Annotated in this window: 10 protein-coding genes; 3 read left to right on the forward strand and 7 right to left on the reverse strand. The window is 56.6% G+C overall.

Features of this window, described 5'->3' with window-relative positions:
* Window positions 1–13: 13 nt before the first annotated feature.
* The 4 genes from nagK to lolC form a co-directional block, all read right to left on the reverse strand.
* Window positions 14–946 (reverse strand): N-acetylglucosamine kinase, encoded by a 933-nt coding sequence (gene nagK / locus OB87_RS01195; RefSeq protein ID WP_033567625.1) that lies wholly within the window; start codon window positions 944–946, stop codon window positions 14–16.
* Window positions 947–1,008: 62 nt separating this feature from the next.
* Window positions 1,009–2,256: a lipoprotein-releasing ABC transporter permease subunit LolE gene (gene lolE, locus OB87_RS01200; RefSeq protein ID WP_033567626.1), complete on the reverse strand. Its 1,248-nt coding sequence runs from the start codon at window positions 2,254–2,256 to the stop codon at window positions 1,009–1,011.
* The gene (gene lolD, locus OB87_RS01205; protein ID WP_033567627.1) at window positions 2,253–2,960 is read right to left on the reverse strand and encodes a lipoprotein-releasing ABC transporter ATP-binding protein LolD; all 708 of its coding nucleotides are present in this window, start codon (window positions 2,958–2,960) and stop codon (window positions 2,253–2,255) included. Before lolD ends, lolE begins: the two co-directional genes overlap by 4 nt.
* Window positions 2,953–4,155 carry a lipoprotein-releasing ABC transporter permease subunit LolC gene (lolC, locus tag OB87_RS01210; RefSeq protein ID WP_033567628.1) on the reverse strand — a complete coding sequence of 401 codons (1,203 nt, stop codon included), beginning with the start codon at window positions 4,153–4,155 and terminating at the stop codon, window positions 2,953–2,955. Before lolC ends, lolD begins: the two co-directional genes overlap by 8 nt.
* Before the next feature lie 128 nt (window positions 4,156–4,283).
* Between lolC and mfd the strand changes: the two genes are divergently transcribed.
* From mfd to yegD, 3 genes are all read left to right on the forward strand, one after another.
* On the forward strand, window positions 4,284–7,736 hold the full coding sequence (mfd, locus tag OB87_RS01215; RefSeq protein ID WP_200884258.1) for a transcription-repair coupling factor: 3,453 nt from the start codon (window positions 4,284–4,286) through the stop codon (window positions 7,734–7,736).
* A gap of 97 nt (window positions 7,737–7,833) precedes the next feature.
* Complete coding sequence (locus OB87_RS01220) at window positions 7,834–9,339, forward strand: EAL domain-containing protein (protein WP_033567629.1); 1,506 nt, start codon at window positions 7,834–7,836, stop codon at window positions 9,337–9,339.
* 124 nt (window positions 9,340–9,463) lie between these two features.
* Entirely contained in the window at window positions 9,464–10,813 is a 1,350-nt protein-coding gene (gene yegD, locus OB87_RS01225) for a molecular chaperone (RefSeq protein ID WP_033567630.1), read from the forward strand.
* A 27-nt stretch (window positions 10,814–10,840) separates the two neighbouring features.
* Here the strand turns inward: yegD and OB87_RS01230 are convergent, their stop codons facing one another.
* The 3 genes from OB87_RS01230 to OB87_RS01240 all read right to left on the reverse strand — a co-directional run bounded on the left by OB87_RS01230 (window position 10,841) and on the right by OB87_RS01240 (window position 15,600).
* Window positions 10,841–11,656: an arylamine N-acetyltransferase family protein gene (locus OB87_RS01230; RefSeq protein ID WP_033567631.1), complete on the reverse strand. Its 816-nt coding sequence runs from the start codon at window positions 11,654–11,656 to the stop codon at window positions 10,841–10,843.
* A 247-nt stretch (window positions 11,657–11,903) separates the two neighbouring features.
* Window positions 11,904–14,273: a glycoside hydrolase family 31 protein gene (locus OB87_RS01235; RefSeq protein WP_033567632.1), complete on the reverse strand. Its 2,370-nt coding sequence runs from the start codon at window positions 14,271–14,273 to the stop codon at window positions 11,904–11,906.
* A gap of 28 nt (window positions 14,274–14,301) precedes the next feature.
* Complete coding sequence (locus tag OB87_RS01240; RefSeq protein ID WP_033567633.1) at window positions 14,302–15,600, reverse strand: MFS transporter; 1,299 nt, start codon at window positions 15,598–15,600, stop codon at window positions 14,302–14,304.
* Between the last annotated feature and the right edge of the window lie 179 nt (window positions 15,601–15,779).

The following is a 15,779-nucleotide window of genomic DNA, read 5'->3' on the forward strand; positions in this document are numbered from 1 at the left end:
GCCGAGACCACCATTAGGACTGGCGAGGCGTCGGCTGCCCCATCAAGTGTAGCAATGCTGCGCCGCGCACGCCGCCCGCATCACCATAACGGGCTTTTTCAATGCGCGGTACGCGGGCGACCGGCAACAGGCTGCCCGGCAATCGCTGCGGCAATTGGCGATAAATCTCATCAAAATTCGACAAACCACCGCCTAGCACCACCAGATGCGGGTCGACCAGCGTGAGCAGATTGCCAAGACATACCGCCAGCAACGCCAGATAGCGTTCAACATGCGCCTGCGCCTCTGCCTCACCGGCATAGAACGCCGCAATAATTTCCGGTGCTGACCGCGTGCGTCGGCTGAAATGCGTATATAACCATTCAAACCCACGCCCGGAAAGGTAGTTTTCCACACAACCAACGCGACCGCAGCCGCATTTTACGCGTGGGATCGTCTCACCGAGAATATCCAGTGCGTCCACCGGCAAGCGAAAATGACCAAACTCACCCGCGATGCCATTCTTTCCGTCCACGACCTGCCCATTGACCACCAGACCGCCGCCCATGCCGGTGCCGAGAATAATCCCCAGTACCACCGGATAGGAGCGAAACGCCTCGTCCCAGGCTTCCGAAAGCACAAAACAGTTGGCATCGTTGCTGAGCCGGACCTCGCGTTGCAACAACCGGCTGAGATCAGCGCGCAATGGCCGCCCCATGGCGGCAGGCAGATTCGCGGCGAACAGGGTTCCATCATCAGCATTTTCCATACCGGGCACCCCCACGCCGACCAAGCCACGCCCACCGACAAGCGTATCGGCCTCGTCGGTCAGGGCGAGCAGGGAGCGCAGCAGGCCATCATAATCGTCACGGGGAGTGGGAATCCGTTTTTGCCAGATACGCTGCAGGTCGGCATCAAACACCGCCAGCTCGATCTTGGTGCCTCCGATGTCAAAACCGTAGTACATGGACGCTTCCCCAGCGTTAAACAGAATAACGTTGCCACTGCACCCATGCAGTGGCACAGCATTTACTGGCCGCTCAATATCCGTGCCGGGTCAATGCGGCTGGCACGGCGGGCCGGATACCAACTGGCAATCAGGCTCAGTACCAGCGATGTCGCCAGCACAATCATCACGTCCAGCATATGCAGTTCCGACGGCAGAAAATCGATGAAATAAATATCGCCAGACAGGAAACGGTGGCCGGTAAGCGCCTCAAGGCCGCGAACGATCGGGGTCAGTTGCAGCGTGACGACAATCCCCAAGACCGTACCCACCACGCTGCCGAGCAGCCCGGCCAACAGACCGTACCAGACAAAAATGGCGCGGATCAGGCCGTCGCCCGCTCCCAACGTGCGTAATACGGCGATATCACCGCTTTTGTCTTTCACCGCCATCACCAGCGTGGAAACGATGTTGAAGCAGGCCACGCCGATGACCAGCACCATCGCCAGGTACATGATGGTTCGGACCATCTGAATATCGCGGTACATATAGCCGTAAGTGCCGATCCAACTGCGAATATACACATAGACATTGATGGCCTCACCAGCGTCACGCACCAGCTTCTGAGCGGCAAACACATCCTTCGCTTTGATAGCGATACCGGTGATGCCGTCGCCCAGTTCCAGATACTGCTGGGCATCGGCCAACGGCACCAGCGCCAGGCTGTGATCCAGTTGGCCGCTCAACTGCAAAATGCCAGCCACCTGCAACCGAATGCGTTTCGGTTGTAACAATTTCATCTGCGGGTCGCTATTGGGAATCATCACCGTTACCCAATCGCCGTTTTTCACGCCCAGCGAATCCGCCACGCCCTTGCCGATAATGACCTGCTGCGCACCGGCATGAAAACGCGACCAGGCGTTATCCTGCACGAACTGCGGCAAGGCGCTAAGTTTGAGTTCCTGCTCGGGGTCCACGCCTTTGAACTGGATAGCCTTCAGGCTGGCACCGTTTTCCAGCAAACCGGTGAAGCTGACATAAGGTGCCGCCGCCGCCACGCCGGGCACACGCTCAATCTTCGGCAACAGCGGCTGCCAGTCACGGAACGGCTGGTTGACCGCTTCGATTTCGCCATGCGGCACCACGGCCAGAATACGGTTATTCAACTCGCGCTCAAAACCGTTCATCGCACTTAGTCCCACGATCAACACCGCCACACCGAGCGCGATGCCAAGGGTAGAAATCACCGAAATCAGCGATACCATGCCGCTGCGGCGGCGTCCACGGCTGAAACGCAACCCAACCAGCAGCGAAAGCGGAGGAAAGGTCATTGTGACGCCCCCATCAGGGTCAACTCCTGCTGTAACTGGCCGTCACGCATTTCTAACTGACGCCCCAGTCGGCTGGCTAACCGCAGGTCGTGGGTCACCACCAGAAACGCGGTGCCCTGACGCACATTCAGCTCACCCAGCAGTTCGAAAATGGCGTCGGTAGTACGCTGATCGAGGTTGCCGGTGGGTTCGTCCGCCAGCACCAGCGACGGGCTATTGACCAGCGCGCGCGCAATCGCCACCCGCTGACGTTCACCACCAGACAGCTCTGAAGAACGGTGCTGGCTGCGTTGCGCCAGACCGACTGCGGCCAACATCGCCTGCGCTTTCTCTTTTGCTTCCTTCGGGGCCACATTGCCTATCAACAACGGCATCGCCACGTTTTCCAGCGCGGTGAAGTCTGGCAGCAGGTGATGGAACTGATAGATAAAACCCAGCTCGCGATTGCGTATCGCCGCCTTGGCCGCGGCCGACAACTGGTTCAATGTTTTCCCCTGAAAGATCACATCGCCAGACGTCGGTGAATCCAGCCCACCCAGCAGGTGCAACAATGTACTCTTGCCTGAGCCGGAACTGCCGACGATCGCCATCATTTCGCCAGCCTGCATGTCGAAGGACACATCACGCAGCACATCGGTGGACAGGTTGCCTTCCTGATAGCGTTTGCACAGCTGACGACACTGCAATAAAGGTGAATTACTCATAACGTAAAGCCTCTGCGGGATGGGTGGCGGCCGCGCGCCAGGAAGGATAAAGCGTGGAAAGCAGCGCCAGCAGCATCGCTACCAGCGCAATGGCGATCACCTGCGTTGGCAGGATCTGCACCGGCAGCGCGCCGCCGTCAATCAGCAGCCCGAGCATCGGCATCAGCGTATTGAGCTGACTGGCCAGCACCATACCCAGTATCGCCCCGACCAGCGCCCCCATCACACCGGCGCCACCGCCCTGTACCATAAATACCGCCATAATCTGGCGTCGGGTCAGCCCCTGCGTTTGCAAAATAGCGACCTCACCCTGTTTTTCCATCACCAGCAGGCCCAACGAGGTAATGATATTGAACGCAGCGACAGCCACAATCAGGCTTAACAGCAGCCCCATCATGTTTTTCTCCATCCTCACGGCCTGAAACAGTTCGCCTTTGCGTTCACGCCAGTCTTTCCACACCGTCCCCGGCGGCAATGTCTGCTGGCTGAGCTGGTCCACCGCCAGCGGCTGATTGAGCCACAGTCGCCAGCCGGTAATAGTACCGAGCGGGTAGCGCATCAGGCGTGAGGCGTCTTGCTGGTTGACCAGCAACTGATAGCCATCCACTTCGCTGCGGGCAGAAAAGGTGCCTGCCACGGTAAACAAACGCTGGCTGGGCACCCGGCCCATCGGTGTCAGTTGGCTGGCGCTGGTGACCATCAGCCGTAGCTGATCACCTTGCTTTACGCCAAGCTGACTGGCCAGCCGCTCACCGAGAATCACCTGATACTGCCCCGGCTGCAATTGCTGCAAACGGGTATTGACCAGATAGTTCGCCAGCGGCTCCTGCTCGTCGGGGTTAACGCCGAGCATCACCCCCACCGCCACGCTGCGGGCGCTTTGCAGCACCACGTCACCGGTGGTCAGCGGTGCGATACGGCTGACGCCTTTCAGGCTGGACAGCGAGGAAGACGGCAGCGTCTGTGGGTTAAGGGAACCTTGCGACGTGGTGATGATGGCCTGAGGCATCAGCCCCAGAATGCTGTTTTCCAGTTCCCGCTCAAAGCCGTTCATCACCGACAGCACGGTGACCAGCGCCATCACGCCAAGGGTGATGCCAATAGCGGACAACCAGGAAACAAACCGCCCGAAGCGGTCCGCGGCCCGCCCTCGCATGTAGCGCAGGCCGATGAAAAGTGCGACAGGTTGATACATGAAATCCGTCTGGATGAGGTTGCTAAAGCAAAGTGAACAAGGATAATAAAGGGTAGTACCACTTTATGGAACCCTAACCCTCTCTCTTCCCGACTTTTTCTTAGTGGATATCGAGACTTGATAATCGGATGATGCCTGAACAATATCGCTATACCTTGCCTGGCAAAGCGGGTGAACAACGCCTGTTAGGCCAGCTTACCGGCGCAGCTTGCGCCGTCGAATGCGCTGAGATCGTTGAACGTCACGCCGGACTGGTGGTGCTGATTACCCCTGACATGCAGAATGCCTTGCGGTTGCGCGATGAAATTCGGCAGTTTACCGCTCAGCCGGTCATGACACTGCCGGATTGGGAAACCCTTCCTTACGACAGTTTCTCGCCCCATCAGGAAATTATCTCTGCCCGTTTATCCACGCTGTATCAATTACCGACGCTAACGCGTGGCGTGCTGATTTTGCCGGTCAATACCCTGATGCAGAAAGTGTGCCCACACACCTTTTTGCACGGCCATGCGTTGATGCTGAAAAAAAGCCAGCGCCTGTCGCGTGACAAGCTACGCAATCAACTGGAGCAGGCGGGCTATCGCAGTGTCGATCAGGTGATGGAACATGGTGAGTTCGCCACCCGCGGCGCACTGCTTGATCTGTTTCCGATGGGGAGTGAAGAGCCGTTCCGCATCGATTTCTTCGACGATGAAATCGACAGCCTGCGGCTGTTTGACGCCGATAGCCAACGCACGCTAAATGAAGTCGAGCACATTCATCTGTTGCCTGCCCGTGAGTTCCCGACCGACAAAACCGCCACCGAGCTGTTCCGCAGCCAGTGGCGTGAGCAGTTTGAAGTCAGACGCGACGCGGAACACGTCTACCAACAGGTCAGCAAAGGCACGCTGCCCGCCGGGATCGAATACTGGCAACCGCTGTTCTTTAGCCAGCCGTTACCGGCGCTGTTCAGCTATCTGCCCGCTGATACGCTGCTGGTGAATACCGGCGACATTCAGCAAGGTGCGGAACGCTTCTGGCAGGATATCCAGCAACGCCATGACAACCGCCGGGTCGACCCCATGCGTCCGCTGTTGCCGCCGGAGGCACTGTGGCTGCCGGTTGATACGCTGTTTGCCGAACTCAAACAATGGCCACGCGTACAACTGCGCAGCGACACGCTGCCGGACAAAGCCGCCAATATCAACCTGGGTTACCAGCCGCTGCCGGACCTGGCTATCCAGCACCAGAACAAATCGCCGCTGGATGCGCTGCGCCGGTTTGTGGAGCAGTTCGGTGGGCAGATTGTCTTTTCCGTGGAAAGTGAGGGCCGCCGGGAAACCTTGCAGGAGTTGCTGTCCCGTATCAAGCTCTCCCCTGCGCCGGTGAAAAACCTGGAACAAACGACCTCGCCGGGTTGCTACCTGATGATCGGTGCCAGCGAGCACGGTTTTATTGATACCCTGCGCCAGCGCACCCTGATCTGCGAAAGCGATCTGTTGGGCGAGCGTGTCAGCCGTCGCCGTCAGGACAACCGCCGCACCATCAATACCGATACGTTGATCCGCAACCTGGCGGAATTGCGCCCAGGCCAACCGGTGGTGCACCTCGAACACGGCGTCGGCCGTTATGCCGGGCTGACCACGCTGGAAGCGGGCGGCATCAAGGCGGAATACCTGATTCTGCACTACGCCGGTGAAGACAAACTGTACGTGCCGGTGTCATCGCTGCACCTCATCAGTCGTTACGCGGGGGGTGCCGAGGACAGTGCGCCATTGCACAAGCTGGGTGGCGATGCCTGGACGCGAGCACGACAGAAAGCGGCGGAAAAAGTGCGTGACGTGGCCGCCGAACTGCTGGATGTCTACGCCCAGCGCGCCGCACACACCGGTTTCGCCTTTAAACATGACCGGGAACAGTATCAGCTGTTCTGTCAGGGGTTCCCGTTTGATACCACGCCGGATCAGGCGCAGGCCATCAACGCCGTGCTGAGCGATATGTGCCGCCCGCTGGCGATGGACCGGCTGGTGTGCGGTGACGTCGGCTTTGGTAAAACCGAAGTCGCGATGCGCGCCGCGTTTCTGGCGGTGGAAAACCACAAGCAGGTGGCGGTGCTGGTGCCGACCACCCTGTTGGCTCAGCAACACTTCGACAATTTCCGCGACCGCTTCGCCAACTGGCCGGTACGCATTGAGATGCTGTCCCGTTTCCGCAGCCAGAAAGAACAAACCCAGGTGCTGGAGCAGACACAGGAAGGTAAGGTCGATATTTTGATCGGCACCCACAAATTACTGCAAAGCGATGTGCGCTGGCGGGATTTGGGCCTGCTGATTGTCGATGAAGAGCACCGCTTCGGTGTGCGCCACAAAGAACGGATCAAGGCGATGCGCGCCAACGTCGATATCCTGACGCTGACCGCGACGCCGATTCCGCGCACCCTGAACATGGCGATGAGCGGCATCCGCGATCTGTCGATCATCGCTACGCCACCAGCACGCCGCCTGGCGGTCAAAACCTTTGTGCGCGAATACGACAGTCTGGTGGTGCGTGAAGCCATCCTGCGTGAAATCCTGCGCGGCGGGCAGGTGTACTACCTCTACAACGACGTGGAAAACATCGAAAAAGCCGCCCAACGGCTGAACGAACTGGTGCCAGAAGCCCGTATCACCATCGGTCACGGTCAGATGCGCGAGCGCGATCTGGAACGGGTGATGAACGATTTCCACCATCAACGTTTCAATGTGCTGGTCTGTACCACCATCATTGAAACCGGTATCGACATTCCCAGCGCCAATACCATCATCATCGAACGTGCCGACCACTTTGGCCTGGCGCAGTTGCATCAGTTACGTGGTCGTGTTGGGCGCTCTCACCACCAGGCTTACGCCTACCTGCTTACGCCGAATCCCAAGGCGATGAGCAGCGACGCCCACAAGCGGCTGGAAGCCATTGCTTCGCTGGAAGATCTGGGCGCAGGTTTCGCGCTCGCCACCCACGATCTGGAAATTCGCGGCGCGGGTGAACTGCTCGGCGAAGACCAGAGCGGCCAGATGGAGAGCGTCGGTTTCTCGCTGTATATGGACCTGCTGGAAAGCGCGGTGGAGTCACTCAAAGCCGGGCGAGAGCCATCACTGGAAGACCTGATCAGCAGCCAGACCGACGTGGAACTGCGGCTACCGGCCCTGTTGCCGGATGACTTCATTCCAGACGTCAATACCCGCTTGTCGTTTTACAAGCGTATTGCCAGCGCCAAAAACGACAACGAGCTGGATGACCTGAAGGTGGAACTGATCGACCGTTTCGGCAAGCTGCCGGACGCCGCGCGTCATCTGTTGCAGGTGGCGGGTTTGCGTCAACAGGCGCAGGTGCTGGGGATCAAGCGCATCGAAGGTAACGATAAAGGCGGTTTTATCGAATTTAGTCAGCATAATCGCGTCGACCCCACCCATCTGATTGGCTTGCTGCAACGCGAGCCAAAAGTTTATCGTCTGGATGGTCCCAGTCGGCTGAAATTCATCAAGGATCTGAACGGATACCCGCAGCGGCTGACGTTTATCACTACCCTGTTGGAGGAGATGGCACAGCATACCTGTGCCGCGTGATTATTTTTCTGCTCTAATTTGTGATGGCCCGACTAAAATCAAAGGAATAACCGCCGATATAGAAAAACTATAAGGTCAGCTAAAGGGCCACACACAAATGAATAAACTGATCGCTGTCTTGACCTTTTTAGCGATGTTTGCCGTGAGCTTATGGGCTATTTACTACCAGGATTATAGTACTGAGCGTCAGAACGCTTACATCAATGCGGAAAGGGCAGTTAAAAACATTGAAGACATTCTCAACGAGGCCAAAGACGCGGTAGATGACAGTAAACCGCTGCTGGCCCAATTCTGCACGCCTGATGTCATCCGACGGTTGAATATGATAGCGGCGATCGCCAGCCATCTGCGCACGGTCAGCCTGGTCAAAAATGACGTGGTGTACTGTTCGTCGCTGTATGGCGTGGATAATCGCCCTGCTGCATTGGGACGCTTTCATATGCGTGAGCTGGCGTTGCTGGCCGGTAATTCAGTCACACCGGAAAGAACGTTGATTATGTATCTCGGCACCACCGCGGATGGCAGCGTTGGCGTAGCCATTCATGGCCAGCACTTGACCAACGTGCTAGACCTGCTCAGCAAGCGGCGGGATCTCTACCTGCTGGTCGGCAATACCTGGATATCACGTGATAATAAGGTGTCGACATTTAACCCCGAAGATTCGCACAACTTTGTCTTTATCCCCTCCAGTCATTACCATTTTTCCATCCTTTTTCCTCGTGAAGATAAATATTCTGTTATCGACTTTTGGAATCAGGAAAAAATGACCTTGCTGGTGGTATTCCTGATTGCCCTCGGGTCCGGGTTTCTGGCCTATAAGTACTCGACGCGTTTTAACTCCCCTTATGACGGCATTCGACGCGCCATTGAGAAGCAGGAAGTCATCCCCTATTACCAGCCGGTGATCTCTACCGAAACACAGGAAATATACGGTGTGGAAGTGCTGGCACGCTGGCATCATCCGAAGAGCGGTTTTATTTCCCCCGATATTTTTATTCCGCTGTGTGAACAAAGCGGTCTGATTATCCCGCTCACCCGTTCGTTGATGAGCAGCGTACTACGTGACCTGACCTCGCATATGGACAGCCTGCCCGATAATCTGCACGTTGGCATCAATATCAGCGCATTGCATTGCCAGTCTGACGATTTCATTACCGACTGCCAAAATTTCGTCGCCGCGTTCGGGAACAAAAAAGTGCATTTGCTCGTAGAAATCACCGAGCGGGAAAAAATCGAGCTGACGCCAGAAGTGCTCGGCTTTTTCAGAAAACTGAATGCCGCCGGTATCTCCATCGCGCTGGATGACTTTGGCACCGGTTATTCCAATTTTGATTATCTGCGCAAACTCCGGGTAAATTTCCTCAAGATAGACAAATCCTTTATCAGCATGATCGATGAACACGACGCACAATCCAGCACGCTGGTTAACTGTGTTATCGACCTGGCGCAGCAGATGAACCTGATGACTATTGCCGAAGGGGTGGAAACCGAATATCAGGCCGAATTCCTGTCTCGCAAACAGATCAATTTCATGCAGGGGTATTTATTCTCCCGGCCGCTGCCCTTTGACGAACTGGTTCAAACCTGGCTCAGCAAACGCTGAGCCAGCGTATTGTGTCGCTGACGCCCGACGATAAACGCGTTTTATCCATCCCTTCGTCTTTACAAGACCTGAGACAAGCGGTAAATTCCCGCCCCTTCTCTACTGGCATGGGGATAAAAAAACAATGTTTGTCGGCTTTGATTATGGTACGGCCAACTGCTCGCTGGCCGTCATGGAAAACGGAACACCACGCTTGCTGCGACTGGAGCAACAGTCGCCCTATTTGCAGTCGATGTTGTGCGCACCCAGCCGCGAAGCGGTCAGCGAATGGCTGTGGCGGCATCATCAGGTCACGGCGGAAGGTGAAAACGCCCACTTGCTGCAACGCGCTATCAGCTACAACCGAGAGGAAGATATCCGGGTTCAGCCGGACAGCGTCCGGTTTGGGCTGGCGGCGCTGGCGCATTACATGGATGACCCACAAGACATCTGGTTCGTGAAATCACCCAAATCGTTTCTCGGCGCGACCGGGCTGAAAGCCCAGCAAATCGCGCTGTTTGAAGATCTGGTCTGCACCATGATGCTGCACATCCGCCAGCAGGCAGAGCAACAGCTCGACCGACCTATCGAACAGGCGGTCATTGGTCGGCCCATCAACTTTCAGGGAATCGGCGGTGAAGCGTCCAACCGTCAGGCACAAGGCATTCTGGAGCGGGCGGCACAACGCGCCGGGTTCCGGCAGGTCGCGTTCCAGTTTGAACCGGTGGCGGCGGGCCTCGACTTCGAAGCCACGCTACAACAGGAAAAACGGGTGCTGGTGGTGGATATCGGCGGCGGTACAACTGACTGTTCCATGCTGCTGATGGGGCCAGACTGGCGTGCCCGCCGCGAGCGCGAGGAAAGCCTGTTAGGTCACAGCGGCTGCCGGGTCGGCGGGAACGATCTGGACATCATGCTGGCGTTTCGGCAGTTCTGCCCGTTGCTGGGGATGAACGGCGTCACCGAAAAAGGCACCGCACTACCAGTATTGCCCTGGTGGAACGCCGTCGCTATCAACGACGTACCGGCGCAGGCGGAATTCTACAGCAGTGCCTGTGGTAAGCTGCTGCGCGATTTAATCCGCGATGCACGCGAACCCGACCGGGTGGAACGCCTGCTGACGGTGTGGCGTCAGCGCCTCAGCTACCGACTGGTAAGGCTGGCAGAAGAGCAGAAAATCGCCTTGTCACAGGCCGACACCTCGCAGGCTAGCCTGCCGTTTATCGCCGCCGAGCTGGAAACCCACGTCAGCGTGAATCAACTCGAAGAAGCGATTGCCCAACCGCTGGAGCACATCAAACAGCAGCTCATTCAGGCCCAGAAAAACAGTCAAACCCAGCCGGATGTGATTTACCTGACCGGCGGCAGCGCCCGTTCGCCGTTGCTGCGCGCAGCCATCAGCCAGTGTCTGCCGGATGTGCCGATCGAAAGCGGTGATGACTTCGGTTCCGTTACCGCCGGGCTGGCCCGCTGGGCCGAGACGTTATTCCGGTAAAACACGGTATTCCGTTCGTTAAACGTCTCAGGACACGGCTGTTGTGAGGCGTTCAAACCAGCGCTGGCTGTCGTAATCGTCAGCCAGCACAATCCCGAAGTGCTGTTGCAGGCAGTCGAGATAATCTTGATGACTGTCGATCCTGCGTTCGCTTTTTTGCCCTTGTCGGGTCACGATCAGACGGTTGTCCGATAATGTCACCCGCCCTTGTGGCGTGACGCGGGTACATAACGATTTACCGGTGAAAGGCGACGACGGCGAGGTCTGGTGGTAATGCGCCATGTCGGCGTATTCTTCCAGTTGCCGGGGTTGTCGCGTAAATTTGTACTGTGGCTGCCATGCAGCATCACCCAATTGCTGCTGTAGCAGATAGCCATCATCGCAAGCCGTTACCCGGTAGCGGGCAAAGGGTTCATGCGAGACAGCCCCCGACAACGCCACCGGAACACAGAATGAATCGCCAAAACTGATATCGGCGATCACCGCGCCCTGCGGCAGTTCGACTTGCAGAAACAGGTGGTCGAACGGCTGCCCGTAATGACCATCGTCGTTCCAGACCTGACCGGCCAGCAGTTGCACGTCAAACTGCAACGCCTTCAGTAACAAATAAAACCCGTAGTTAAGCTCGTAGCAGAACCCACCACGCCGTTCATCAACGATCTTGCGATAAATAGCAGGCGGGTCAAGGCGAATGGTTTTCCCGAACACCACATCCAGGTTTTCAAACGGAATGTGCGTAAGATGAGCAAGATGGAGCTGGTGCAGCAGTAAATCCGGCTCCGCAGGCAATGAACTGACACCAATGCGTTGCAGATAACGTTGAACTTCTGAATGACTCAGCATATGCCTTCCCGGTGCCTGACGTATGACAATATCTACCCTCAATCATTCGCGTCGCAGGGCAACACGCTGGCGTGTCAAATAACGCCGCTGTAACGTGAAAGATGACAGGTATAAAACTTCCAATGTGGAATTGATAATACCCCTTCGTTGCCTATTGATAAACGGGACACCGCATCGGACCGGTAATAAGGCGATGCTGGTCACGGGCGGCGCATGAATACGCCTCGCGCCGCCCGTCGAGAATAGCTTAAGCCGGTAACGGATATTGCGTGCGGCACTCGCCGTTGATATAGAGCGTGCGCCGTTCGTCCGGTGGTAACTGTATGGTCAACTGTCGCCACGCCGGAATGAATGAGCCTTCGGTTCGGAAGGTGACATCAATACGTTGAGCGCTGTAATTCACCTCCCAGCGTAGCCACAACGCCTGTCCATCACGCCAGTGGTGTGTCTCGCCATCATCCTCAAACAGTAGCCCTTGCTGCACGCCATTGCCGGTCAGCGGGAAGAGCAACAAGGTGCGCTGGTCATCTTCCGCTGGGCAGGTGAAATCCGTGCGCGCTGACAGCGGAATCATGGCCCCGGCCCGTACCAGTAACGGCAATCTTTCCAGTGGTGCATCCAGCGTTACCGTCTGACCGCCGCTGAACCAATCACCGCGATAAAAGTCATACCAGCCGTCATCGTTATCTGGCAGATAGACTTCGCGCTGGCGTTGTCCCGGCTCCACCACGCTGGCTACCAGCAGATCACGTCCCAGCATGAAATCGTCGGTTTCCTCGAAGGTGCGTGGGTCATGCTCGTGATCCAAAAAGGTCGGGCGCAACATGGGTTCATCATCCGCGTGCGCTTGCCACAGCAAGGTGTACAGATACGGCAGTAACCGATAACGCAGTTGGATGGCATCACGGATAATCGGTGTCACCGCCGGATACATCCAGGGCTCGTTGACCGTCGCATCGTCATTCCACGAGTGAATGGTAAACCGTGGATGCATCACCCCGTTTTGCACCCAGCGCGCAAACAGCTCGGCGTCAGGTTTGTTACCCGAGAACCCGCCCACATCATGACCCACGTTATACAAGCCGGACAGACTCATGCCGACCCCCATACGGGTGTTGTAGCGCAACGTTTGCCAACTGGTACGGTTATCCCCGCTCCAGGTCTGTACGTAGCGCTGCATTCCGGCGCTACCGGAGCGCGAAATCAGATAAGGCCGCAACGCAGGTGCAAACCGCTGTTGTGCTTCCATTGAGGCGCGCATCATTAGCAACGGCATCAGCGGGCGGATATGCTTGATGGCAATCGGCTGACCAAAACCGTGGCAACGCGCTTCGCCGTCCCAGACCTCGAATTCGTTGTTATCGTTCCAGGTGGAATCGATACCTTTTTCCAGCAATTGCCGGGTCACGTTCTCCTGCCACCAGGCAACCGTCTCTGGGTTGGTAAAATCCAGATGAGAGCCTTCATCGTCCCAAAAGCTGGAGCGCTCCGGGTTGTCCGACTGCGAATCACGCACAAACAACCCTTTCGCCGCCACGTCCTGATAACGGGGATGATCCTGTAACAGGCAAGGTTTGATATTGGCCGCCAGGTGCATCCCGGCATCATGAAATGCCTGCGTCATCAGCTCCGGCTGCGGCACTTTGTCGTAGTTCCAGTTAAATACATACCGTTTGTTACCAATCGAGGTATAACCGGACGAAAGCTGGAACGAGTCGCACGGAATCGCATGTTGGCGACACAGGTCGATAAAAGACAACAGTTGCTGCTGAGCGTCCGGCGCATCGGTGTAATGCATGGTGGACCCACTGTACCCCAGGCTCCATTTGGGGCCGAAGCAGGTTTTGCCGGTGAGCCGGACAAAGGCTTTGGTCACATCAAGAATGGCGGGGCCGAGCAGCAAATAGTAGTCCAGATCCCCGGCGTCGGCCTGATAGCGCCGGTAAGCCGGATGGTAATTATCAATCTCATTGCCCAGATCCATCCAGGTGCTGCTGAGGTTGTCGTAAAACACACCGTAACTGGCCCCCGGTTGGTTGACGATGGTGAACGGCAGGTGCTTGTAGAGCGGATCGGTACTTTGCGCGTTATAGCCCATCGCATCCAGATTGCGGAATTCAAAGCGACGCCCAGAGCGGTTCAAGTCGCCCGCCTTTTCCCCCAGCCCGTAGCAACGCTCTTGCGGGATACGCCGCTGATAGTGCGCCACACCGTCACCGTGCATATTGAGCAGATAGGCACCGGTCGGCCGGTCGGACGCCAGCGGTTGCCACTGCCCGTGCGCATCAAGGTATTCCCATGCCAGCCACAACGGCTGATGTACCGTCACTCTCAATTGAGCGGTACTGATCTGCAAAGCATCACCTTGCCAGCTTAGCGTATAGCCCGGCAGCGGAAACCCTTCGCTGCACTCTCGATCCCGGCCCTGCCAGGGTACGTCCTGCTGCGGCGCAATACTCCAGGTGCGGTTTAACCGCAGTTCACCGTGCTGTTTAATCAACACCCGCATCAATCCCGGTGCCAGTACGTACAGCAAAAAGCGGTGTGAGCCGTCCACCAGCAGCTCAACCCGATCCTCGGCCTGATGGTGCAATACCCAATGTTTTAATGTCTTCATAGCATCACTCGTCTATTCGGAAATTCTGTCAGTGCGCGCGCTGACGACGTTCCGCGATGAACGCGATCAGGAACAGCGCACCGAATAAATCAAAAAAGCCCATCGCGACAAATAGCGGGTTGAATCCCACTTTGTCGGCAGTCACGCCAATGAGCAGAGAAAACAGGAAGCTGGCAATCCATGCGCTCGCACCACGCATACCGTTGACCGTCGCCATCTGGCCTTTATCGAACGAATCCACCACGACGGCACTTAACATGCAGGAGATGATTTGATGACCGAATCCGCCAATCGAAATCAGGATGATAGCCAAATACGGATTCTGGGTGGTGCTAACCAGCGCGAGCGACAGCATCAAAAACGCGCCGGTCACCGAGCTACCCACCACTGAGTTAATGCGTGAACAACCGAACCACCGGGCGTAGAGGCGGGTCAGGTAACCACTGGCGATACTGCCAAAGTCGGCGGCAAGAAACGGCAGCCAGGCGAACATGGCAATTTGTTTCAAATCCATGCCTCGCTCTTTAGCCAGATACAGCGGCACCCAGAAACTCAACATGGCCCAGGCCGGTTCCGCCATAAAGGCAGGAATGGCGATGCCGTAGAAACGGCGGTTTTTCATCACCGTTTTCATGGCGGTGAAGAAAGGCTGCTTCACCGGCTCCGGCTCATTATCCTGACGGATAAACGCCAGCTCTTCCTTACTCAGACGCGGATGTTCGCCTGGGTTATGGTAAAACAGCCACCACAAGACCACCCACACCATCGCCAGTACCCCGGCAAACAGGAATGCCCCTTGCCAGCCAAAAGCAGAATGCGCAACCACAATAATCGGCGGTGCCAACATGGCTCCGATGGAAAACCCCACCCCCGCCCAACCGGCGGCGATGGGTCGTTCCTGACGAGGAAACCACTCGCCGATGGTTTTGGCGTTAGCCGGTGTGGCCGCCGCCTCAGCGCCCCCCATCATGAAACGCAGAATGGCAAGTTGTACCCAACTCCCGGCACCGGCATGTAACAGGCACATCAACGCCCAAATGACGGCGCAGATCATGAAGCCCAACTTTAATCCAATGACGTCGATCAGCCACCCGCATAACGGCTGAAATATCGTATAGGCCAGTTGAAATGCACCGACAATCCAGGAGTATTGTTCGGTGGTAATATTCAGCACGGTTTTTAATTCGGGGGCCAGAATACCCAGTGAATTGCGGGTAATGTAATTAACGGTGACGCCAAACAGAAATAACGCCAGTATCCACCAGCGCACTTGCTTGAATTTTCGTTTTTCATTGATAACAGGTGGGGAATTAACGTCGAGACTCATGGTGATCTCCTTGCGGCAGATAACAGTGAAACGCCTCCCGGCGCCGCACCATCCTGATGCTCTAATATTCAGATTTTTATAAGTATTTTTGTCGTAACGACGTATTCCGCGGCGTAATGACGCCCGCAGAATCACGACCGATTCAGCGTAGAAAAATTAAAAAGCCGGAGATACTCACT

It is taken from the genome of Dickeya undicola (genome assembly GCF_000784735.1).
GTDB classification, from domain to species: Bacteria; Pseudomonadota; Gammaproteobacteria; order Enterobacterales; family Enterobacteriaceae; genus Dickeya; species Dickeya undicola.

Excerpts from the sequence above, each read along its gene's own strand:
- lolD (WP_033567627.1), bottom strand. The coding sequence starts at position 2,960 with ATGAGTAATTCACCTTTATTGCAGTGTCGTCAGCTGTGCAAACGCTAT.
- OB87_RS01220 (WP_033567629.1), top strand. The coding sequence starts at position 7,834 with ATGAATAAACTGATCGCTGTCTTGACCTTTTTAGCGATGTTTGCCGTG.
- OB87_RS01235 (WP_033567632.1), bottom strand. The coding sequence starts at position 14,273 with ATGAAGACATTAAAACATTGGGTATTGCACCATCAGGCCGAGGATCGG.
- OB87_RS01240 (WP_033567633.1), bottom strand. The coding sequence starts at position 15,600 with ATGAGTCTCGACGTTAATTCCCCACCTGTTATCAATGAAAAACGAAAA.
- nagK (WP_033567625.1), bottom strand. The coding sequence starts at position 946 with ATGTACTACGGTTTTGACATCGGAGGCACCAAGATCGAGCTGGCGGTG.
- lolC (WP_033567628.1), bottom strand. The coding sequence starts at position 4,155 with ATGTATCAACCTGTCGCACTTTTCATCGGCCTGCGCTACATGCGAGGG.
- lolE (WP_033567626.1), bottom strand. The coding sequence starts at position 2,256 with ATGACCTTTCCTCCGCTTTCGCTGCTGGTTGGGTTGCGTTTCAGCCGT.
- yegD (WP_033567630.1), top strand. The coding sequence starts at position 9,464 with ATGTTTGTCGGCTTTGATTATGGTACGGCCAACTGCTCGCTGGCCGTC.
- OB87_RS01230 (WP_033567631.1), bottom strand. The coding sequence starts at position 11,656 with ATGCTGAGTCATTCAGAAGTTCAACGTTATCTGCAACGCATTGGTGTC.
- mfd (WP_200884258.1), top strand. The coding sequence starts at position 4,284 with ATGATGCCTGAACAATATCGCTATACCTTGCCTGGCAAAGCGGGTGAA.